The organism is Streptomyces viridiviolaceus (genome assembly GCF_014650995.1).
Classification (GTDB): domain Bacteria; phylum Actinomycetota; class Actinomycetes; order Streptomycetales; family Streptomycetaceae; genus Streptomyces; species Streptomyces viridiviolaceus.
Map to the genome: position 1 here is coordinate 406,534 of NZ_BMWA01000002.1, position 20,916 is coordinate 427,449.

At 74.5% G+C, this 20,916-nt stretch carries 18 protein-coding genes; 8 read left to right on the forward strand and 10 right to left on the reverse strand.

The features are described 5' to 3' along the window. Nucleotides 1-167 precede the first annotated feature (167 nt). Nucleotides 168-650, reverse strand: a complete 483-nt coding sequence (locus tag IE260_RS03875) for a DUF456 domain-containing protein (protein WP_189869014.1) — start codon at nucleotides 648-650, stop codon at nucleotides 168-170. Nucleotides 651-741: 91 nt separating this feature from the next. Continuing rightward, nucleotides 742-1,725: a helix-turn-helix transcriptional regulator gene (locus IE260_RS03880; protein WP_189869015.1), complete on the reverse strand. Its 984-nt coding sequence runs from the start codon at nucleotides 1,723-1,725 to the stop codon at nucleotides 742-744. 295 nt (nucleotides 1,726-2,020) lie between these two features. Here IE260_RS03880 and IE260_RS03885 point away from each other — a divergent pair, with 295 nt between their 5' ends. The 3 genes from IE260_RS03885 to IE260_RS03895 all read left to right on the forward strand — a co-directional run bounded on the left by IE260_RS03885 (nucleotide 2,021) and on the right by IE260_RS03895 (nucleotide 6,367). Further along, a complete protein-coding gene (locus tag IE260_RS03885; protein WP_189869016.1) occupies nucleotides 2,021-3,985 on the forward strand; it encodes a protein phosphatase 2C domain-containing protein in 1,965 nt (654 codons plus the stop codon). 74 nt (nucleotides 3,986-4,059) lie between these two features. Continuing rightward, entirely contained in the window at nucleotides 4,060-5,802 is a 1,743-nt protein-coding gene (locus IE260_RS03890; protein WP_189869017.1) for a pyruvate dehydrogenase, read from the forward strand. A 166-nt stretch (nucleotides 5,803-5,968) separates the two neighbouring features. After that, nucleotides 5,969-6,367: an ATP-binding protein gene (locus tag IE260_RS03895; protein ID WP_189869062.1), complete on the forward strand. Its 399-nt coding sequence runs from the start codon at nucleotides 5,969-5,971 to the stop codon at nucleotides 6,365-6,367. Between the two features lie 79 nt (nucleotides 6,368-6,446). Here IE260_RS03895 and IE260_RS03900 read toward each other — a convergent pair whose 3' ends face one another. Further along, a complete protein-coding gene (locus IE260_RS03900) occupies nucleotides 6,447-7,493 on the reverse strand; it encodes a DUF2637 domain-containing protein (protein ID WP_189869018.1) in 1,047 nt (348 codons plus the stop codon). A gap of 345 nt (nucleotides 7,494-7,838) precedes the next feature. Further along, a complete protein-coding gene (locus IE260_RS03905) occupies nucleotides 7,839-8,684 on the reverse strand; it encodes a (2Fe-2S)-binding protein (protein WP_189869019.1) in 846 nt (281 codons plus the stop codon). Between the two features lie 168 nt (nucleotides 8,685-8,852). Here IE260_RS03905 and IE260_RS03910 point away from each other — a divergent pair, with 168 nt between their 5' ends. Continuing rightward, nucleotides 8,853-9,665 (forward strand): GntR family transcriptional regulator, encoded by an 813-nt coding sequence (locus IE260_RS03910; RefSeq protein ID WP_189869020.1) that lies wholly within the window; start codon nucleotides 8,853-8,855, stop codon nucleotides 9,663-9,665. A 43-nt stretch (nucleotides 9,666-9,708) separates the two neighbouring features. Here IE260_RS03910 and secD read toward each other — a convergent pair whose 3' ends face one another. From secD to IE260_RS03930, 4 genes are all read right to left on the reverse strand, one after another. Further along, nucleotides 9,709-12,048, reverse strand: a complete 2,340-nt coding sequence (secD, locus tag IE260_RS03915) for a protein translocase subunit SecD (protein WP_373303307.1) — start codon at nucleotides 12,046-12,048, stop codon at nucleotides 9,709-9,711. Between the two features lie 73 nt (nucleotides 12,049-12,121). Further along, nucleotides 12,122-12,520 (reverse strand): hypothetical protein, encoded by a 399-nt coding sequence (locus IE260_RS03920; RefSeq protein WP_189869074.1) that lies wholly within the window; start codon nucleotides 12,518-12,520, stop codon nucleotides 12,122-12,124. 118 nt (nucleotides 12,521-12,638) lie between these two features. Further along, on the reverse strand, nucleotides 12,639-13,346 hold the full coding sequence (locus IE260_RS03925) for a response regulator (protein ID WP_373303309.1): 708 nt from the start codon (nucleotides 13,344-13,346) through the stop codon (nucleotides 12,639-12,641). 287 nt (nucleotides 13,347-13,633) lie between these two features. Then, nucleotides 13,634-14,587 (reverse strand): HAMP domain-containing sensor histidine kinase, encoded by a 954-nt coding sequence (locus tag IE260_RS03930; protein WP_189869021.1) that lies wholly within the window; start codon nucleotides 14,585-14,587, stop codon nucleotides 13,634-13,636. Between the two features lie 365 nt (nucleotides 14,588-14,952). Between IE260_RS03930 and IE260_RS03935 the strand changes: the two genes are divergently transcribed. The 4 genes from IE260_RS03935 (at nucleotide 14,953) to IE260_RS03950 (ending at nucleotide 17,687) form a co-directional block, all read left to right on the forward strand. Beyond that, nucleotides 14,953-15,282, forward strand: a complete 330-nt coding sequence (locus IE260_RS03935; RefSeq protein ID WP_189869022.1) for a TraR/DksA family transcriptional regulator — start codon at nucleotides 14,953-14,955, stop codon at nucleotides 15,280-15,282. 48 nt (nucleotides 15,283-15,330) lie between these two features. Beyond that, a complete protein-coding gene (locus tag IE260_RS03940) occupies nucleotides 15,331-15,714 on the forward strand; it encodes a TraR/DksA family transcriptional regulator (protein WP_189869023.1) in 384 nt (127 codons plus the stop codon). Beyond that, nucleotides 15,711-16,541 (forward strand): rod shape-determining protein, encoded by an 831-nt coding sequence (locus IE260_RS03945; RefSeq protein ID WP_189869024.1) that lies wholly within the window; start codon nucleotides 15,711-15,713, stop codon nucleotides 16,539-16,541. Before IE260_RS03940 ends, IE260_RS03945 begins: the two co-directional genes overlap by 4 nt. Nucleotides 16,542-17,057: 516 nt before the next feature. After that, nucleotides 17,058-17,687, forward strand: coding sequence for an Rv1733c family protein (locus tag IE260_RS03950; protein WP_189869025.1), 630 nt, complete (start codon nucleotides 17,058-17,060; stop codon nucleotides 17,685-17,687). Nucleotides 17,688-18,148: 461 nt separating this feature from the next. Here the strand turns inward: IE260_RS03950 and IE260_RS03955 are convergent, their stop codons facing one another. Both IE260_RS03955 and IE260_RS03960 read right to left on the reverse strand, forming a co-directional pair. Continuing rightward, nucleotides 18,149-18,937, reverse strand: a complete 789-nt coding sequence (locus IE260_RS03955) for a hypothetical protein (RefSeq protein WP_189869026.1) — start codon at nucleotides 18,935-18,937, stop codon at nucleotides 18,149-18,151. Between the two features lie 238 nt (nucleotides 18,938-19,175). Next, entirely contained in the window at nucleotides 19,176-20,876 is a 1,701-nt protein-coding gene (locus IE260_RS03960) for a PucR family transcriptional regulator (RefSeq protein WP_189869027.1), read from the reverse strand. Between the last annotated feature and the right edge of the window lie 40 nt (nucleotides 20,877-20,916).

Below are 20,916 nucleotides of genomic sequence, written 5' to 3' on the forward strand. Positions count from 1 at the left end.
CACGGGCCGGCAAGATCCAGGGATACTCCGTGATCCTTACACGTGTCTTTTACATGTCAACCAGATTTCTTTACGGCATACGAAGCGGTACCGAAGTGGAACGCAAGTGCAACGCGGGGCGTACAACCATTTCCGTGGTGCGCGTGACGGTGGGTCAGCAACGGCCGCTAGCCCGCGAACACCGCGCCCAGCCACGCGCCGGTGATGAGCAGGCACGTGAACAGTTCCGTCAGCACGCCGGAGCCCCCCGAACGCATCGCGGTCCTCAGGGCCGTCATCGCCTCGCCGTGCCGGCCGAGCCGCAGCCGCTCGGCCAGGTAGATGCCGCCCATGAAACCGGGGACCGCCCCGACCACCGGGACCAGGACGAAACCGAGGACGGCTCCGACGCCCGCATAGGCCGCGAGACGGCGGCCGGCCTCGTCCCAGCGGACGCGCCGGACGGGCAGCGCCCAGCGCACCGCCTGGGAGAGGAGCAGTACGGCCGTGGCCCCGACGAATACGCCCCACGCGAGCGGCTGCGGATCCTTCAGCGCCCACCACAGCACCCCGGCCCACACCAGCCACGACCCGGGCACGCCGGGCAGCAGCACGCCGCACAGGCCGAGCAGGATGACCAGGCCGACCAGCAGGAGGTCCCACGCTCCCATCCGTCCAGGGTGCCCGAGAGGCAGACAGGGCGCAGAGCGGAAGGTGCATCACCGGCCGGCCCGCCGGGCGGCCTGAACGCCTCGGACGGCCCTACTGCCGGCGGGCCACCCAGCCCCGCTCGTACGCGTGCCAGCCCAGCTGCAGCCGGGTCGTCACCCCGGTCAGCTCCATCAGGCGCTTCACCCGGCGCTGCACGGTCCTCAGGCCCAGGTCGAGCTGCTTGGCGACGCTCGCGTCGGTCAGGCCCGCCAGGAGCAGGGAGATTATCTCCAGGTCGGTGACGTCGGGGCCGTCGGGCTCCTGTTCGGCCACCCCGGAGGTGCCGAGCCGCAGCGGCAGCGCGTCCCGCCACACCGACTCGAACAGGCCCGACAGCAGCTCCAGCAGGCCACTGGCGTGCACGACCAGCGCGGCGGGCTCCGCGGAGTGCGCGGTCAGCGGCACCAGGGCGAGCGAGCGGTCCGCGACCACCAGCTTGGTGGGCACCTGGTCCACCACCCGTACCTGCTCGTCCCGGCCGAGCGCGGCGGTCAGTTCGGTGATGCCGGTCGGCAGGTCCAGCACCGACCGCTCGACCACCACCCGGTAGCGGACCCCGCGCCCGGTCGCCTGCTCCTCCGCGTCGTTCTCCATGCCCGTGACGGCGACCGGATTGCCGGTGACCAGCGCGCACACCTCCTCGCTCGCCCCCAGCTGGAGCTGGAAGAACCGCTGGGCCACCGCCGCCGCGCCGATCACCACCTCGACCAGGTCGTGCACGGCGGGCTCGGCCACCGCCGCCCGGTACTCCTCGGCGAGCAGCGCCGTGGCCAGTTCGGCCTTCTCCAGCTCGTGCCGCTGCCGGGTGAGCAGCGCGCCCAGGGCCACCCCCGGCGGCGCGGCCACCCAGCGGCCGGGCCGGGCCGAGGACTGGGCCGCGAGTCCGTTCTGCTCCAGCCGGCGCAGGGCCCGCTCGGTGTCCTGCTCGCCGAGCGCCAGCCGCCGTGCGAGATCGGGCACGTCGGCGGCGCCCACGGACACCAACGCCCGGTAAGCCGACTCGTGCGTCTCCTCCAGCCCCAGCACTCCCAGCATCAGGTGCCGCCCCTCCCTAGACCGACCTGTGGACCAGACCTCGGATCCAGGCCGTGGCGGAAAACGGCCACGGCGCAAACCCGCCTCGGCACATCATCGCCGTACCGCCGGTCACTCTGCCAAGGTGGCGTCACCGTCGCCGGGCGGTCCTCCCGTGGGGGGTGGGGCCGCCCGGCGGCCTCCATCGCACCGTCGTTCGACTTCTCACCCGGCAGGCCGTCCGGGTGCGCAGCGGTCCGCCGGATTTTCCGGTTGCCCCGTTTTCCCGCGGCCCGTGCGGTGGACAATTAGGGGCATGAGCCAGCAGGGGGGAAGGCCCACCGGTCATGAGGACGACTGGTGGGGGCAGCTGTACGACGATTCCACCGACGACACGGGCCCCACGACCGCGCCGGATTCCCTTGACGACCGGTTCGCCTCGGCGGCGGGGGCGGTGGAAGGCCCGCCGGATGCGGCGGCCGGGCCCCTGGACGAACGCCCACCTGCCGACCCGTCACCCTGGTGGACGCCGACGGAGGCGGGAACCTCAGGGCCACGGGCCGGGGGCACGGCGGTCGCGCCGGGGGCGGGCGGCGGTGGTGCGGGGGTCGCGCCGGGTGTCCCCGGGGCGGGCGGCGGTGGTGCGGCGGCCGGGCCGGGAGCGCCGGGGGCGGGTAGCGGTGGTGCGGAGGTCGCGCCGGGGGCGGGCGGCGGTGGTGCGGCGGCGGACTCCGGGGTGCATGCGGCGCGTACCGGTGGTGCGCCGGTGGAGCCCGGCGTTCCCGGTCCCCGCGACGCCGGCCGCACAGGGTCCTCTCCGCCCCGCGGCGGCGGCACGGGCACCCCCGCGATCCACGCCGGCCCGCCGTTGCCACGGGCGCCCTGGGAGCCACCGCCCGGAACACCGACCGGCCCGGTGACCTTCCCGCCCGGCCCGAGGCACCCGGGAGCGGCCGAGCCGCCGCGCGACAGCGGGGCCCGGGGCACCGGCCCCCGGACACCCGCGGAACGCCGGATACCGGACGAGACGCCCCCGTCCCCGCCCCCCTGGCCACCCCCGCCTCCGCTGCCCCCGCAGCCCCCGGCGTCATCGGCCCGGAAGGCCACCGGCGGACCCCCGAGCGCGGCCGACATGCCGCTTCCGCCGGGCTTCGGAGACACCCCGGTCACCCCCATGGCCCCCGCGGCGGGGCCGGACACCTCCGGCAGCCCGGCGCCGCCCGTCGGGGCCCCGCTGGACGCCGGTTCCGCCCCGGCGCCCACGTCGACGCCGCGGATCAGCGACGTCCCCCCGGACCCTCCGGCCACCGAGACCCCGCGCGACTACGTCGGCTCCGGGCCGCCCACCTACGACTCCGAGCCCACCGCGCTGCCGGCCGCCGATCCCGACGGGCTGGACGATCTGGTGGCGGACACCGTCCTGGACGGCGCCCGGTACGGGTCCTGCACACTGCGGGCCGTCTCCGTGCGCGGGGACTCCGCGCGCTACCGCGGGGACCCGCGCCGCGACGCCCTGCTCACCGCCCGCTTCGGCGCGGGGGAGCAGGCGCTGATCCTGGTGGCGATGGCGACCGGCGCCCGGGGAACGCCCGGGGCGCACCGGGCCGCCGCGGAGGTCTGCGAGTGGATCGGGCGGGCCGTGGGCCGCAGCCAGGCCCGGCTCGTGGAGGACCTGCGGGCCGCCCGGCGCGGCGACCTGAAGTCCGGCCTGCACCGCCTGACCGACCGCAGCCTCGGCAGGCTCCGGGCCGACGCCGTCGAGCAGGGCCTCGACCCGGACGAGCACACGGCGACCCTGCGCTGTCTGCTGCTGCCCGCCGACCCCCGGTGCCGTACGCGCGTGTTCTTCGGCGTCGGCGCGGGCGGGCTGTTACGGCTCCGCGACGGCGCCTGGCAGGACATCGAACCGCGGGCCGGCGACGTCGCGGGCGAGCCCGTCGTCGGCTTCGGCTCGGCGCCCTCCGAGACGCCCGAGGGCGACCGGCTCACCATGGACCTGGGGATCACCACACCGCCGAGCCCCTACGAGGAACCGGCCGCCGGTCCGCCCCGCCGGCCCTTCCGCTTCCGCGCCTCCGTCGCCCGCCCGGGTGATGTGCTGCTGATGTGCACCGCGGGCCTGGCCGAGCCGCTGGCCGGCGAGCCCGAACTCGGTGAACTCCTCGCCCGGAGGTGGTCCGGTCCCACACCGCCGGGCCTCGCCGCGTTCCTCGCCGACAGCCGGGTCCGGGTCAAGGGCTATGCCGACGACCGCACGGCCGCCGCCGTTTGGGAGGCGTGACGCCGCTCGCTGTGCCTCCATGGAGTGCAGGGAATGCCAGGGAGTACGGGAGACCGAAGGGGCACGCGAGAACCATGGCCAAACAGAACGTCGCGGAACTGTTCGTCGACATCCTCGTCCGCGCCGGAGTCGAACGTCTCTACGGCGTCGTCGGCGACAGCCTCAACCCGGTCGTGGACGCGGTGCGCCGCCACAAGGGCATCGACTGGGTGCACGTCAGGCACGAGGAGACCGCCGCCTTCGCGGCCGGCGCGGAGGCCCAGATCACCGGGAAGCTGGCCGCCTGCGCCGGCTCCTGCGGCCCCGGCAACCTCCACCTCATCAACGGGCTGTACGACGCCCACCGCTCGATGGCTCCCGTCCTCGCCCTCGCCTCGCAGATCCCGTCCAGCGAGATCGGCCTCGGCTACTTCCAGGAGACGCACCCCGACCAGCTGTTCCGCGAGTGCAGCCACTACAGCGAGCTGATCTCCAGCCCGCAGCAGATGCCCCGGCTGCTCGACACCGCCATCCAGAACGCGATCGGCCGCTCCGGTGTCAGCGTCGTCTCCCTGCCCGGCGACATCGCCGCCGAGCCCGCTCCGGAGAAGGCCGCCGAGACCGCCCTCGTCACCTCACGGCCGACCGTCCGCCCCGGCGACGACGAGATCGACCGGCTGGCGAAGCTGATCGACGACGTCGACAAGGTCACCCTGTTCTGCGGCAGCGGCACGGCGGGCGCGCACGCCGAGGTCATGGAGTTCGCGCAGAAGGTCAAGTCCCCGGTGGGGCACGCCCTGCGCGGCAAGGAGTGGATCCAGTACGACAACCCGTTCGACGTCGGCATGAGCGGCCTGCTCGGATACGGCGCCGCCTACGAGGCCACCCACGAGTGCGACCTGCTCATCCTGCTCGGCACGGACTTCCCGTACAACGCCTTCCTGCCCGACGACGTGAAGATCGCCCAGATCGACGTCCGGCCCGAGAACCTGGGCCGGCGCTCGAAGCTGGACCTGGCCGTGTGGGGCGACGCGCGCGAGACCCTGCGCTGTCTGATCCCGCGGGTGAAGGAGAAGAAGAACCGCAAGTTCCTCGACCGGATGCTGAAGAAGCACGCCGACGCGCTGGAGGGCGTGGTCAAGGCGTACACCCGCAAGGTCGACAAGCATGTGCCGATCCACCCCGAGTACGTCGCCGCCGTGCTGGACGAGGTCGCGGACGACGACGCGGTCTTCACGGTCGACACCGGGATGTGCAACGTCTGGGCCGCCCGCTACATCTCGCCCAACGGGCGTCGCCGCATCATCGGTTCCTTCTCGCACGGGTCGATGGCGAACGCGCTGCCGATGGCGATCGGCGCGCAGTTCACCGACCGCCGCAGGCAGGTCGTCTCCATGTCCGGCGACGGCGGATTCACCATGCTGATGGGCGACTTCCTCACCCTCGTCCAGCACGACCTGCCGGTGAAGGTGGTCCTGTTCAACAACTCCTCCCTCAGCATGGTCGAGTTGGAGATGCTGGTCGCCGGCCTGCCGTCGCACGGCACGGCCAACACCAACCCCGACTTCGCCGCCGTCGCCCAGGCGTGCGGCGTCTTCGGGGTGCGGGTGGAGAAGCCCAAGGAGCTCGCCGGTGCGCTGAAGGCCGCCTTCAAGCACAAGGGCCCGGCCCTGGTCGACGTCGTCACCGACCCCAACGCGCTCTCCATCCCGCCGAAGATCAGCGCCGAGATGGTGACCGGCTTCGCCCTGTCCGCCTCGAAGATCGTCCTGGACGGCGGGGTCGGCCGCATGCTCCAGATGGCCCGTTCCAACCTGCGCAACGTCCCGCGTCCGTGACGCCGGAGGCCCTACTCCCGGCGGGAACCGGCCAGATCGCGCCCGCGCATGGCCGAACACCCGGTCGTCGAGGATTCGACATGACTGCCCCGGGCCCGTCCGGGCAAGGATCCCCGTGAACGTGTTCGAGAGGAAGGGGACCGACATCGGCACGCGGACGGGGGACATGGAGAGGCGGGCGGCGCCACGGCTGAGGCGCAGACTCGGGCGGTCGGACCTGCGCGCCGTACCCGAGGCACGCCGGGCGCTGCGCGAGCTGCTCCGGCAGTGGGGCAGGCCCGGGAGGTCGGAGATCGCGGAGCTGCTCACCAGCGAACTCGTGACCAACGCGCTCGTGCACACCGACGACGACGCGGTCCTGACGGCCACCGTCGGTCCGCGCGCGCTGCGGGTGGAGGTACGGGACTTCGTCGGCCGGATGCCCCGGCCGCGGGCCCCCGAGCCCGGCGAGAGCACGGACGGCCGGGGCCTGGTGCTGGTGGAGTCCCTCGCGGACGCCTGGGGCGTGCAGGCGCACGGGGTGGGCAAGTCGGTCTGGTTCGAGCTGGACGCCGAGGCGGCGTGACGACGAAGGGGGCGTGACCCGTGGTCACGCCCCCTGTCCGCACGGCTCGGGCCGGCTGTCGCCCACGGCGGGCCGTCCCCTAGCCGAACTGCTGCTCCAGGTCCTTGAGCTTGCGCTCCAGGGAGTCCAGGCGCGGAAGGGCCTGTGTGTCGTCCTCCGCGGTCAGGTCGACGGTGATCGGGTCAGACCCGCTCCGGACGGGCTGCAGGGAGGGACGCTGGCGTGCGGGCAGCTGTTCCGGGGTGGATATGGCAGGCTCCGCGGCTGCGCGCTCGGAGCCCCGCTCCACGGCCTGCACCTCGACCTCCACCTGCCGTCCGCCGCGGCCGGCGAAGCCCCGGTGACCGCGGCTGATCGCCTTCAGCTGCGCCCGCTCCAGGCGCTCCTGCTCGCGCCGCCGCTGCCGGGTCTCGTCCTTCTGGCGCTTGTCCTCGCGCACTTCCTCGACCGCCTCGTCGAGGCTGCGCACGCCCTCCAGGAGCATCAGGGACCAGGCGCGGTACGTCTCGCGCGGGGCCCGCAGCCAGCGGACGATGCGGATCTGCGGCAGGGGCCGCGGCACCAGGCCCTGCTCGCGCAGGGCGGCGCGGCGGGTCTGCTTGAGCGCCCGGTCGAAGAGCACCGCGGCCGACAGGGACATGCCCGCGAAGAAGTGGGGGGCACCCGCGTGCCCGATGCCACGGGGCGCGTGCACCCAGTTGAACCACGCAGCCGCGAACGCGAAGGTCCACACGAGTATCCGGGAGCCGAGCGCGGCGTCACCGTGGCTGGCCTCGCGCACCGCGAGGACGGAGCAGAACATGGCCGCCCCGTCCAGGCCGAACGGGACCAGGTACTGCCAGCCGCCGCTCAGGCCGAGGTTCTGCTCGCCGAAGCCGACCAGACCGTGGAAGGAGAGCGCCGCGGCGACCGCGGCACAGCAGAAGAGGAGAACGTAGGAGACGGTGCCGTAGACGGCCTCCTTGCGCCGGCGGCGCTCCTCGGCACGCTCCCACGAGTCGTCCGCGCCCGCGTCCTTCCCCGAGGATCGCTTGCCGCGCGCGAGCACCGCCACCGCCGCCAGCATGCCCAGGAGCAGTACGGCGCCCGGAAGCAGCCAGTTCAGCGATATGTCGGTCAATCTCATCTGGGGTCCCTTGCATTGGGATAGGGCGTAACGCCCGCCATGGTGGCCCAAACCCACCGGCCCTCAGGGGGTTTCGGGGCAAGAGGCCGCCAAGGGAGTGCGAGGGGGGTGCCCAGGGCGGCGTTCTGCTCGAACTGCCGCTTGAGGGGCGGGAGTTGAGTTCGAATAAGAGTACCCGTACGGGTGGTTCCACGGAAAGTTTCCGCGGCGCGTGAGGAAGTTGTGAAACGACTGTCGCCTTGCCTCACCGTGAGAGGGGCAGGGGAAAGCCGTGGGTGCCGTACGGGCGTCCCGTTCGCGGACGATCTTAAGGGACCGCTGCCGGTGATCCGGTCCGACGGTCGGTCAAACAGTGGCGGCGAGCAGCTTGTTGACGCGGTCCGCGTCGCAGGTGCGCGGGCAGGTGGCGCAGGTGTCCTCGGGGCGCAGGGTGTAGAACATGCAGCAGCTCGCCCGGTCCCGGGTGTGCAGCGGCCGGCCGTCCGGTCCCTTCAGCTCCCGGAACGCGGCCGTGCCGACGTACGGGCGGGTCGCGCCGGGCAGCAGCAGTTCCAGCTCCTGCCGCGCCCGCTCCTGCTCGCCGAGCAGATGGGCGACGTACCACAGGCCCTCGACGACCTCGTCGGTCGCCATGCCCCACAGGGCGCGTCCGCGCCGCCGCATGCGCGGTCCGAAGCCTGCCAGCACCGGCTCGAGGTGCTCGGCGACCGAGGTGCGCACCTCCGCCCGCAGCGCCTCCTCGTCGGCGACCACGCGGGCGCCGGGCAGGGCGGCGGCCGGATCGCCGGGCAGGCAGGCGAAGCCCTCGGGCCGCGCGGCCATGCGGCCGAGGGGAAGGCCGGGGGCGGTGCGGTCGTAGGCGACGTGCGTCACGGGGTAGCGGGGCACCCGGCGGTGCAGGAACCACGGCACGGTCACCAGCAGGCAGGCCGGCCAGGCGTAGCGGTGCAGTCCGAAGCTCGCGACCACGTCCGGCCGGGCCCGCTGCCCGTAGTCCCGCACCACCTGCGCGTCGTCCCAGGCCAGGAACGACTCCAGGCCGGCGCCGCCCTCCGCGAGCGAGGCGGCGGCCGTCCAGCCGCCGCCGCCCGGGACCTCGTCCCCGGCGCCCAGTTCCGTGATCCCCAGTCCCGGCAGGACCTCCGAGAGGCGCGCGTAGGAGTCCGCGACGGCCGAGCGGGAGACAGGCATGCGGGACCACCGATCCACGTCAGGACGACGAGCTGCTTGAAGGTAAGCCTTACCTTACCCAAGATCCTCGGGATTTGAACTGACGGCTTGGGCGCTTATGGTGCTTGACGGGCGAGTAACAACCCGCCGTAATGACCTCAAGTACCGACACGTCCCCGGGAGGACCCCGTGAAGCAGGGCACGCAGGGCTCCGCCGGGGCGGGGATCGGAAGGATCCGCGCGTCCGGACAGGTCCGGGTGCCGGTCCAGCCCGGTGCCGCGGACGTGGACCGGAACGGGGGCACCGCCGCGGACGCGCCGCAGGCGGCGCGCGGAGAGCACACGCACTCCGAACCGCCGCCGCCACGCCCCGGGACCCCCGTCCAGCGGTCCTCCGTGCGCGGTCAGATCGTCGACGCCCTGCGCACCGCCCTGATGGCGGGAGAGCTGCGGCCCGGAGAGGTCTACTCGGCGCCCGCGCTCGGCGAGCGGTTCGGGGTCTCGGCAACCCCCGTGCGGGAGGCCATGCAGCAGCTCGCCCTGGAGGGTGCCGTCGAGGTCGTCCCGAACCGCGGGTTCCGCGTGGTCGAGCGGGGCGCCCGGGAGCTGGCCGAGCTCGCCGAGGTCCGGGCGCTGATCGAGGTCCCGGTGATGCTGCGGCTGGCCCGCACGGTGCCCACCGAGCGCTGGGCGCAGTTGCGGCCCCTCGCCGAGGCCACCGTCCGGGCCGCGTCCGCAGGCTGCCGGGTGACGTACGCCGAGTCCGACCGCGCCTTCCACCGCGCCGTGCTCGCGCTCGCCGGCAACGACCAGCTCGTGCGGATCGCGGACGACCTGCACCGCCGCGCGCAGTGGCCGCAGGCCGGCTCCCCCGCGGCACGGGGGCGGGCCGACCTGGTCGCCGACGCGCACGAGCACACGGCACTGCTGGACGCGCTGATCGCCGGCGAGACGGACCTGGTGCGGACCCTGGTGGGGGAGCACTTCACCGGGGCCCGCTGACACCACCTCCTCCTCCTGCACCGTGGAGACGGCCGCGGCCCCCCTACGGCGCCTCCTGCCGTTGCGGGCGGCGCACGTCCGGCGACGGCGAGGCCGCGGACGGGGGCGCCTTGCGGTCCGCACGGCGTCCGGGCCTCCGTCCGGGACTCCGACGGTCCAGCTCGATGACGAGGGGCGCGGCGGTGAAGACGGAGGAATAGGTTCCGACCGCCACACCGATCAGCAGGGCGAGGGCGAAATCGGTGAGCGAGTCCTGGGCGAGCACGGCCAGGGCGGCGAGGATGAGCACCGCGCCCATGCCCGTGTTGACCGTGCGCGGCAGCGTCTGCAGGATCGCCCGGTTCGTCAGCCGGGCCAGCGCAGTCCTGCGGTCCCGCCCGAGCAGTTCCCTCACCCGGTCGAAGAGGACGACCGAGTCGTTGACCGAATAGCCGATGACGGTCAGCAGCGCCGCGAGGAACACCCCGTCGACGGGCTTGCCGAGCCAGGCGAACACCCCGACGAGGATGACCACGTCGTGGGCGAGCGCACCGACCGCGGCGGTGCCGAACAGCCAGCGGAAACGCGCGGCGAGATACAGCAGCTGGGCGCCGAGGGCGAGACCGAGCGCGATGAGGGCGTCCCGGCGCAGTTCCTCGCCCAGGCTGGGTCCGATCAGCTCGTCGCGGACCTTCTCCGTCTCACCGCCCAGACCGCTGACGGTCTTCTCGACCGTGACCGCCTCGGCGTTCGTCAGCTCCTCGGTGCGCACCGTGAGACCGGTGTCCCCGGAGGACTGCACCACGGCGCGCGGGAAGCCCGCTTCGGCGAGGGCCGTGCGGGCCCGGTCGGGGTCGACGGGGCTGGTCGTCGCGTACTCGATGAGCCGTCCGCCGGTGAACTCGATGCCGAAGTCCAGGCCGCGCACCACGATGCCCGAGGCGGCCAGCGCGAGAACGGCGAGGGAAGCGGCCAGCCAACGGCGCGGGTGCCGCATCAGGAAGGGGTCGCGGCGCAGCAGGTGGTCGCGGACGGGGCCGGTGGTGGCGATGCCGGTGATGTGCGGGCGGCGGAAGACCGCGGGGCGGCTCGCGGCGAAGTCGGCCAGCACCCGGGTGATCACCAGGGCGCTGATCATGGAGGCGAGCACGCCGATGCCCAGGGTGACGCCGAAGCCGCGCACCGGGCCGGAGGCGAGGAAGAACAGCAGGGCCGCGGCGATCAGCGTGGTGACGTTGGAGTCGGCGATCGCGCTGAACGCGCTGCGGAACCCCGCCGTGAGCGCCGAGCGCGGACTGGGGCGGCTGCGCCCGGCGTGCTCCTCCCGGGCGCGTTCGAACACCAGGACGTTGGCGTCCACGGCCATGCCGATGGCCAGTACGAAACCGGCCAGCCCGGGCAGGGTCAGCGTCGCGCCGAGCGCGGCCAGGGCGGCGTAGGAGATGAGGCCGTAGCAGGCCAGGGCGACGGTCGCCAGGGCGCCCATGAGCCGGTACATCACGATGATGAACAGCGAGGTCAGCGCGGTGCCGATGACGGCCGCCCAGGCGCCGGCCGAGACGGCCCGCTCGCCCAGCGTGGCGCCGACGGTGCGCTGCTCGACGGTCTCGACCGGCACGGGCAGGGCGCCGCCCTTGACGAGCAGCGCCAGCTCCCGGGCCTCGGCGTCGTCGAAGGAGCCGGTGATCTGCGTGGAGCCACCGGCGATGCCCGCCTTGCAGGAGACCGACGGGTCGACCTGCGGCGAGGAGATGACCTTGTCGTCGAGCACGATGGCGACCCGGCGCCGCGGGTCCCCGGCCGGGTGGCAGGCGGCGTCGCCCGTCACCCGGGCCCACCGGTCGCGGCCCCCGTCCTTGAAGTCGACGGTGACGTGCCACCCGGCGCCGCTCTGCTGGTCGAACCGGGCGTCGGCGCCCTTGACGTCCTGGCCGGTCAGCTCGGCGGCCTTCAGCCGCAGGGGCTGACCGGACTCGTCCGGCAGGACCCGTTCCCCGGCGGGGCCGGTCCCGGGCTCCGCGGTGCCGGCCGTCCCGAGCACCGGGTGCACGGTGAGCTGGGCGGTGCGGCCCAGCACGTCGGCCGCCTTCCTCGGGTCCTGTACGCCCGGCAGTTCGACGACGACGCGGTTGCTGCCCGAGCGGACGATGGTCGGCTCCGCGACGCCGAGCGCGTCGATACGGCCGCGCAGCACCTCCACGGTGCGGTCGGTGGCCGCGCGGTCGGCGTCGGTGGTGGGGGTGGAGCGGGTCTCCAGCACGATCTGGGTGCCGCCGCGCAGATCGAGCCCGAGGCGGACCGGCGTGGTGACGGCGATGTACAGCGACACGGCGATCACGGCCAGGGCGAGGAACGCACGGGTGCGCGGGGAACGGTTCGGCTTCGGTTTCGGCTTGGGTTTCAACAGGGGCCTCCGGCGGGCACGCCGCGGCGGCGGCCCGCCGGCCGCGACGTGAAGAAGGAAGGGATTCGGGGATTCAGGTGCCGGAGGGTGCGGGAGGTGCCCGCCCGCGGTCGTGGCTCGCGCGGCCGGGGGACACCGCCGCGTGACCGGACGCCGCCGGGGTGCGCCCCCGGGCGGCCGGGGCGGCGTCCGTGCCGTGCGAAGTGGCGGCGAGGTGGTCCGGCGGCGCCGGGCGCTCGCCCAGGTGGTCGTGCCGTGCCCTGGCCTGTGCGGCGCAGACGGTGGCACAGGTGTCGTCGGCGTGGTGGCCGGACTCCGGGTGCGGGACGGTCGTGGCCGCCCGGACCGGTGCCGGCCCGGCGTCGGCCGCGGGCGACGCCGGTACGAGGGTGAGCAGGACGGCCAGCAGCGCCGTGAGCGTCGCCGCGAGCCGGTGAACGCGGGCGGGGGCGGTGCGAGGTGCGGGGCGCATGCACCGTCCCCTTTCGTGGCGGATGCTCGGCTTGGGTGGGCGGGGGAGCGCGGTGTGGGCCCGGGGCTCCGGCCGGGGAGCGGCGGCCGGAACCCCGGGCGGTCCCGGGGGGGGGGGGTCAGGGTTCGATGAGCCCGGCCCGGATGGCGTAGCGGGTCAGTTCGAGACGGTCGCGCAGGCCGAGCTTGTGCAGCAGGTTGGCCCGGTGCCGCTGGACCGTCTTGATGCTGATGAAGAGGATCTCCGCGATCTCCTTGGAGGAGTGTCCTTCCGCCACGAGCTTGAGGACCTCCTCCTCACGGGGCGTGAGAATGTGGTCGGCGGTCTCCTCACCGTGCCGGACCCGGTCGAGGTAGTTGCGGATGAGGGCGGTGACCGCGCCCGGGTACAGGAACGGCTCGTCGCGCATCGCGGCGCGGCAGGCGGCGACCAGGTCCCGGTCGGCGACGGATTTCAGGACGTAACCGCAGGCGCCCGCCTTCAGCGCCTGGAACAGGTACTGCTCGTTGTCGTGCATCGTCAGCATCAGGATCCGCAGGCCCGGTGCGAGCGCGGCCAGCTCGCGGGTGGCCTGCAGACCGGTGAGACGGGGCATCGCGATGTCCAGCACGGCCAGGTCGACGGCGTGGGTGCGGGCCATGTCGATGGCCTCCGCACCGTCCCCGGCCTCGGCGACCACCTCGAGGTCGGGTTCCCGGTCGAGGATGAGGCGCACCCCGCGGCGTACCAGCGCGTGGTCGTCGGCGAGCAGGATGCGGATCCTGCCGGGGGCGGCATGCGCCGGCGCGGCGTGCGAGGGCCCGGGCGAGGCGGGCGGGAGGGGCACGGACGGGGCGGCGACGGTCGGTTCGGGAGCGGACCGGCCGGGCGCGGCGGGCTCGGACGTGGGCGGTCCGCTTACGGATGCGCGGTGCCGGGTGGGGGCGGGCACGGTCGGGGCGGGCGTGGGCGGCTCGGGAGCGGAGGGCTGGTTCATGGACGGGGTGGGTTCGGGCAGCGGTGTCTCGGCGGGCTGTGCCTCGGACCGCTCGTTCACGGGCTGCTGTGCCTCGCAGGGCTCGGACGTGGACGTCCGGCGGCGGGGCGGCGCGGGCTGGGTCGGGTCGGGCATGGTCAGGGCTGCTTCCTGGGGACGGGTGTGGTGAGCCGGATCCGGGTGCCGGCGCCGGGCGCCGAGGTGATGTCGAGGGCGGCCCCGATCAGCAGGGCCCGTTCCCGCATGCCGCGGATGCCGGCGCCTTCGCGGGCCGCCTCGATGCCGCGGCCGTCGTCCTCGATGGCGAGCACCACCGCCCCGTCGGTGCGACTCAGGCTCACGTCGACCCGCTCGGCGTCGGCGTGCCGGGCCGCGTTGGTCAGGCTCTCCTGCGCCACGCGGTAGAGGACCAGCTCCGTCTCGGGCTCCAGGGCGGGCAGGTCGGTGGCGAAGCGGCGCCGGACATGCAGCCCGGTGTGGGTGGCGAAGTCGTGGGTGAGCGAGGTCAGCGCGCTGATCAGACCGAGGTCGTCCAGGACCCCCGGCCGCAGCCGGCGCACCAGGCGCCGCACCTCGTCCAGGCTCTCCCGGGTGATCTCCTGCGCCTGGTGCAGCTCGCCGCGCAGCGGCTCGTCGGCGTCGTCCGCGGCACGCCCCAGCACCAGCAGTATCGCGGTCATGCTCTGCCCGACCTCGTCGTGGAGCTCCTGGGCGATACGGCGCCGCTCCGCCTCCTGGGCGAGCAGCACACGGGCGCTGCTGGTGGCCCGCTCGTGCTCCAGCCGGTCCAGCATGGCGTTGAACGTGCGGATCAACTCGGCGACCTCGCCGCCGCCGGGCACCGGCAGCCGTTGCCCGGGGCGCAGCAGGTCGACGGTGGTCATCAGCTTCGTGAGCCGGTCCAGCGGAGACAGGCCCCAGCGCAGCAGGGCGGCGTTGGCGACCAGCATGACGGCCAGGCCGCCCACCAGGATGACGGCCTCGGTCAGCAGGACCGGCACCGAGACGGTCACCGGGGCCCACAGCAGCAGCGCCGTGGCCGTGCCCAGCACCACCGCGTTGAGCCCGAAGATCCGCCAGAACAGGGACACCGGGGGTACGCCTCCTTCTGCGACGCCGTTGGTCTCTACTGTCGGTCATCGCGCACCCCGGACGGGCCGCGGCCCCATGTCGCGACCGAGCCTGCCGATCAGCCTGCCCCGTTGCGCCCTGCCGCGTCGATGGGGTCCGACCCCCATTTCCGGAGCGCGGCACACCCATGCCGACGCCCGGGGCCGCACCGGTGTGGATACTCCGCCCCCGGGCAAATGGGGCCTGCGCCCGATGGGTTTCCGCCGAAGGGCCGACCAAGGTGGTGGATGAAAGAGAAGTCCGGTGCGACGGCGCCCGGTCCCGCGACCGCGCGCCGCCACCGGACGTCCGTGTGCGCACCGCGCCCCAGAGAAAGGCACTCGTCGTGTCGCTCGACGCCTCCCGGACCGAACCCCGCCCCGAGCGGCTGACCGCTCACGAGGCCCGTCAGCGCCTCGAACACGCGCGCAACACCCGTATGACCCAGTTGCAGGCCCTCGACGAGACCGGCCAGAGCGCGGACGATCAGCTGATGTCCGCGCAGAAGGCCGCCATCGAACGGGTGCTCAAGGAGATCGACGAGGCCTTCGCGCGCATCGACGGCGGCACCTACGGCACCTGCCTCGGGTGCGCCAAGCCGGTCCCCGCGGAGCGCCTGGAGATCCTGCCCTACACCCGGTACTGCGTCGCCTGCCAGCGCCGCGCCGCCGCCTGAGCACCCGTCCGTCCCAGCCTTCGTCTCCCGCCCTGCCCAAGGGGTGAAGTGGTGAACAACCAGACCATCGGCGACCCCGGCACACGTTCCGGGACGGTTCTGTCGCCCGAGGACCTCGCCGTCCTCCAGGAGAACCTGCACGAGCAGCGGCTGTTCCGCGAGGAGCAACTGCGGCAGATCGCCGCCGCGGCCACCTCCGGCTCCGACGCCACGAACCGGCGGTCCGCCGCGCAGTCCGAGGTCCGCGTCACACTCGCGGCCTCCGCGCGCATGGTCCTCGCCGACGTCGAAGCGGCCTTGAGGCGCATGGCGGAGGGCAGCTACGGATCCTGCCGCCTGTGCCGGCGTCCCATCGCCCGCGAGCGACTGATGATCGTGCCGCAGGCCCGCTACTGCGCCCGCTGCCAGCAGGTAAGGGAGGCCGGCCGATGACCGTCGTCCGCCGCCCCCGGCACGTCCCCGGCCGGCACCGCACGTGGCCCCTGTGCCGGCAGTGCAGCGGCGTCGCCCTCGACATGGGCAGCGCCCGCACCCGGGCCTGGATCGCCGGCCGGGGCCTGATCCTCGACGTCCCGACGGTCACCTTCCCGGGCGCCGGCGCGGTGTACCCGATCCAGCGCGGCACCATCGTCGACGCCCAGGGAACGGCCCGGATGCTGGACCGGCTGCTCGGCCATCGCCTGCCCCGCTTCTCCCGGCCCCTGGTGGTGGTGACGGCGCCGGTGCTGGACGGGTTCGCCTACCGGACCCAGGCCCGGACGGCCGTGGAGGTGCTGCGTCCGCGCAGCGTGCTGACCGTTCCCAGCGCCCGGGCGGTCGCCCTGGCCGCGGGCGCGGACCTGTCCCGGCCGCTGCTCGTACTGGACATCGGTGCCCATCTCACCGAGGTGGTGCTCCTCGTGGACGGTGCCGTCTTCGACGCGCGCCGCACCGCGCTGGGCACCGGCGACCTCGGGGACTCGACGACCCCGGACCGGATCGGCGAGGCGGTGGTGGACATGGTGACGTCGATGCTGCGCCAGGACCGCACGTCCCTCACGGTCGACGCCCTGGGCCGCGGGCCGCTGCTGGCCGGCGGAGGTGCCCTGCGCCCCGACATCACCCGCCACCTCACCGGCCGCCTGCACACGCCGCTGAAAGCCGTGCCGGCGCCGCACACCGCCGCGGTCCGCGGTGCCGCCAAGCTCCTGGAAGCCGCCCACTCCCACCCGTCGACGACGGGCGCGGACGACTCACCACCTGGTCCCCGCCCCTACTGACCCGCGCCCCCGTCCCCACCGGGGGGCGGGCAACGGCGGCGGCCACGGCATCCCGTCCGTCACGCCGCCGCCGGACCGGCACCCGGCCGGCCTCCCGCGGCCGGGTGCCGGCACCTGCCGCCCGTACGTCCCGACAACCCGCCCCGGCACCGCCCTTCAGGACACGGTGCACGACGAACTCCGACCGCGCACCGTCCACGCCCGCAGCTGCCGCTCGGACGCCGGCCATCCGTCCCGTGGCCGCCGCCCGACCGGTGCCGGCCGGCCGCCTGGTGGCCGGCGCCGGGTGGCTGTCGGCCACCGTCCTGTGGCCGCCACCGACGCCGGCCGGTCACTCGGTCCGCAGCCGATGCCCGGCCGGCGTCGGTCACCCGCTCGGTGGCCGGTGCCAGGCGGCGGCTCTCGGTCACCGGCTCGTGGCCGCCGTACCGACCGGCGTCGGGCCACGAGCCCCCCGGCGCCGGCCGACCCGAGTCGACCCGCTCCGGCTGCCCGCACCTCGGAAGGAGGAACACCGTGGCCGGCGACATACCCCGGGCACAGCCGCCCCCCGCCCCCGGACGACACCCGCACCTCCTGCTGTGGCGGTGGCGGCGCAACCCCCTGCGCCGCCGGACCGACCTGCTCCAGGCGTGGATCGGCCTCGGGCTGCTGCTCGTCGTGCTGGTGGCGGCACCCGCGGCCATGTTCTCGGTCGGCGACTGGGCCTACCGCCACTACCGCGACACCGCCGAGCAGCAGGCCCGGACGAGGCAGCACGTCCCAGCGGTCCTCGTCCACGACGCCCCGCGCCACCCCGAACCCGGATCCGACGAGGCGAAGGAGACCCGCTACCCGGTCGAGGTCCGCTTCACGGGGCCGGACGGGACACCCCGGACCGGGAAGGCCGACGTCGGGCCCGGGCTGCCCGCGGACAGCACCGTCCTCGTCTGGGTCGACGCGCAGGGAGCGATCACCGAGCCGCCGCTGACCGCCGGGGAGATCCGCAGCCGCACCATGGGCTGGGCGATCCTCGCCTTCCTGGCCGTCGCCCTCGCCGGTGCCGTGGCCCACGGGATCACCGGGCTGGCACTGCACCGCCGCAACCTCGCCGAGTGGGACGCGGCCTGGGCCAGGACGGCCCCACGCTGGAGCAGATCCCCCTGAATCACCGCCGGTCCACCGCCACGCCCGCGGCAGGCCGGATGGCTGCGGCTCCGGGTGTGCGGGTGTGTGTCCGCGCCGGGGTGTGTTGCCGTGGCGGCGGTCAGGCGGGCGTCGTGCCTGTGGTTGGGGTGGCTGTGGTGTCGGCGTTGTCTGCGGGGTGTGCGGGTGTGTGTCCGCGCCGGGGTGTGTTGCCGTGGCGGCGGTCAGGCGGGCGTCGTGTCTGTGGCCGGGGCGGTCGTGGTGTGGGCGTCGGCGGTGTCGTGCCGGGTCGTGTTCGCGTCGGTGTGGTGGCGGTCAGGCGGGCGTCGTGTCCGTGGTTGGGGTGGTTGTGGTGTCGGCGGTGTCTGCGGGGTGTGCGGGTGTGTGTCCGCGTCGGGGTGCGTTGTCGTGGCGGCGGACAGGTGAGCGTCGTGTCTGGGGCGGAGGTCGTGGTGCCGGCCGGGTCGTGTCCGCGTCGGCGGTCAGGCCGTAGCCGCGCCCGCGGCCGGTGGGGACAGGTGTCGCGCCAGCCACGTCGGGACCCCGCCGAGCAGCCGGTACAGCCGCCGTGCCTCCTCCCGCAGCCGGGACGCCTCCGGCTCCGACTCCGCGTCGGCGAGCGACGCCAGCGCGGGGGCCGTACCGACGAGGTAGCCCAGTTCCTCACGGATCCGCAGCGACTCGGCGAAGCCGTGCCGTGCCTCGGCCAGCTCACCGTCCCGCAGCGCGAGCCCCGCCAGATGCCGCCAGGTGAACGACAGCAGCAGCGGGTCGGCGTGCGCGGTCGCCCCGGCATGGGCCCGCCGGTACGCCGCGCGGGCGGCCTGCGGCGACCGCGTGAGGTTCTCCGCGAGCAGCCCTCGCCGGAAGTCCAGCAGCGCCCGCCCCCGCGCCCCCGGCGCGATCAGCGCCGCCGCCCGGCCGAGCGCGGCCCGCGCCTCGTCGGCCCGGTCGCGCACGCCGTGCAGGGTGGCCGCGTAGGCGAGCTGCCCGCGTTCACAAGCGGCGGCCCCGCGCTCGTCGTCGCCGTGGGCCAGCGCCTCGGCGGTGCGCAGCGCGTCCTCGGCCTCCTCCCAGCCCTGCTCGGTGTACAGACACCGCTCGACCAGCAGCGCGGCCCGCTGGAGCGCGGTGGCCGCGGTGACCGGCTGCAACAGGGCCGCGGCGTCGGCCCAGCAGGCGCGCGAACGCAGCCGCCATACCGCGGTCTGGAGCGGATCGTCACCCTCGGTCGTTCCCCAACCAGAACCAGCCATGGCGGAATACGCCACGTCGCCCTCCCCAAGCACGCCATCGAGCCGTCGAGTGGTGGCGGCATCTCAGCACGAATCCCGCCGCCCGGCCAAGAGGATGGGTGAAAAATTTCACAAGGTTCTGCCGCGGGCGCCCCGCCGCCCAAGCCCGGGCGGCGGAACCGGGCATGGGAACGTTTGCCCTGTTGATCGCTTGTAGTGATGATCGTCAGGTGAACCGAGGCCGTGCGTACGGCAGTCGCACCACGGTCCGACGTCAGCTCATGCGCAAGGCCAGGAAGAAGTCCAGCTTGTCCTCCAGGCGCGACAGGTCACGGCCCGTCAGCTGCTCGATCCTCCCCACCCGGTAGCGCAGCGTGTTGACGTGCAGGTGGAGCCGGGTCGCGCAGCGCGTCCAGGAGCCGTCGCAGTCGAGGAACGCCTCCAGGGTCGGGATCAGCTCGGCGCGGTGGCGGCGGTCGTAGTCCCGCAGGGGGTCCAGCAGGCGGGCGGTGAACGCACGGCGCACGTCGTCGGGGACGAAGGGCAGCAGCAGCACGTGCGAGGCCAGCTCCTGGTGGCCCGCCGCGCAGACCCGGCCCGGACGGGCGGCGGCCACGCGCCGGGCGTGCCGGGCCTCTTCCAGCGCGCCGCGCAGCCCCTCCGCCGAGTGCACGGCCGCGCTGACGCCGAGCGTGAGGCGGCCGTCGCCGTCCAGGCCGGCCGTCAGCGGGTCCCGTACGGCTTCCAGCAGCGCGTCGGCGAGGATCCCGGTCTCCGAGCCGTCGTGCTCGCTGGAGACCGCCGGGAGCGGTACCAGCGCGATGGCCTCGTCCCCGGCGTGCGCGACGGCGATGCGGTCGGAGTGCTCGGGCCCGGTGGACAGCGGGTCGACCAGGATCTCCTCCAGCAGCGCCTGGGCGACCGGGCCGGCCTCGGTCTCGCCGTCCGCCCACTCGACGCGGGCCACGACGACCTGCCAGTGCGGGGCGGCGCCGAGGCCCGGCAGCAGCACCGGCGCCGCGACCCGCAGCCGGGCCGCGATCTCGGCGGGCGCCGCGCCCGTCTGCACCAGCTCCAGCACCTCCTGCGCGAGCCGGCGGCGCACCGTGCGCGCCGCGTCCCGCCGGTCCCGCTCGACCGCGATCAGCTGGGTGACGCCGTACAGCAGGTCCAGCCGCTCCTCGGCCCAGTCCCCGGCGTCCGCCTCCACGGCCAGCAGCCAGTCGGACAGCACCGTCTCGCGCACGTCCCGCGCGGCCTGCGCGGTACGGCCCCCCGCAGCCGCCGCTGGGCGGTGCCCCCAGCTGCGCACGGGGAAGAGGCTGTACGTCGTCCCGCCCAGCGCCACCCGGTGCGGGGCCCGCCGGCCCGCGCGGGTGGCGGCGAGGTGCTCCCCGGCCAGCTTCGCGCACACGTCGGCGGGCAGCGCCGGACCCGCGGCCTTCGGGCCCGCTATCGGGCGCCCGGTCGGCGACAGCACCCAGGCCCGCAGGTCCAGATCGGAGCCGAGCAGGTCCAGGACCACGTCGGGGCCGCCGCCCGCCGGTCCGGAGGTCATCATCCGGCGGTGCCGGTCCACTACGGCCGCGAGGTCTCCGGCGCGCTCGCCGGAGACCTGCCGCACGACGTGCTCGGTGATGCTCGCGAACGCCACCGACTCGTTCACCGCGAACAGCGGCAGCCGGTGCCGCGCGCACGCCACCACCAGGTCCTCCGGCACGTCCCCCAGCTCCGCCTCGCCGGCGGCCAGGGCCGCCACGCCGGCCTGCACCAGGATGCGTACGAACGGCTCGGAGTCGTCGGCGTCCCGGCGCCAGGCCAGGCCCGTCAGCACCAGTTCCCCGCCCGCCAGGTACCGGCTGGGGTCCCGGAGGTCGGTGGTCATGACGCCCCGTACGGCGCGGTCCAGCTCGTCCTCGCCGCCGAGCAGCTTGAGGCCCAGCGCGTCGGTGTCCAGCAGTGCGCGCAGCCGCATTCTCGTCGCCGCCGTTCTTTGTCTCGAAATGTTCTCTTGG

Coding starts and splice junctions, on each gene's coding strand:
- IE260_RS03880 (WP_189869015.1), bottom strand. CDS start 1,725: ATGCTGGGAGTGCTGGGGCTGGAGGAGACGCACGAGTCGGCTTACCGG.
- IE260_RS03960 (WP_189869027.1), bottom strand. CDS start 20,876: ATGCGGCTGCGCGCACTGCTGGACACCGACGCGCTGGGCCTCAAGCTG.
- IE260_RS03875 (WP_189869014.1), bottom strand. CDS start 650: ATGGGAGCGTGGGACCTCCTGCTGGTCGGCCTGGTCATCCTGCTCGGC.
- IE260_RS03895 (WP_189869062.1), top strand. CDS start 5,969: ATGGAGAGGCGGGCGGCGCCACGGCTGAGGCGCAGACTCGGGCGGTCG.
- IE260_RS03900 (WP_189869018.1), bottom strand. CDS start 7,493: ATGAGATTGACCGACATATCGCTGAACTGGCTGCTTCCGGGCGCCGTA.
- IE260_RS03890 (WP_189869017.1), top strand. CDS start 4,060: ATGGCCAAACAGAACGTCGCGGAACTGTTCGTCGACATCCTCGTCCGC.
- IE260_RS03945 (WP_189869024.1), top strand. CDS start 15,711: ATGACCGTCGTCCGCCGCCCCCGGCACGTCCCCGGCCGGCACCGCACG.
- IE260_RS03920 (WP_189869074.1), bottom strand. CDS start 12,520: ATGCGCCCCGCACCTCGCACCGCCCCCGCCCGCGTTCACCGGCTCGCG.
- IE260_RS03885 (WP_189869016.1), top strand. CDS start 2,021: ATGAGCCAGCAGGGGGGAAGGCCCACCGGTCATGAGGACGACTGGTGG.
- IE260_RS03905 (WP_189869019.1), bottom strand. CDS start 8,684: ATGCCTGTCTCCCGCTCGGCCGTCGCGGACTCCTACGCGCGCCTCTCG.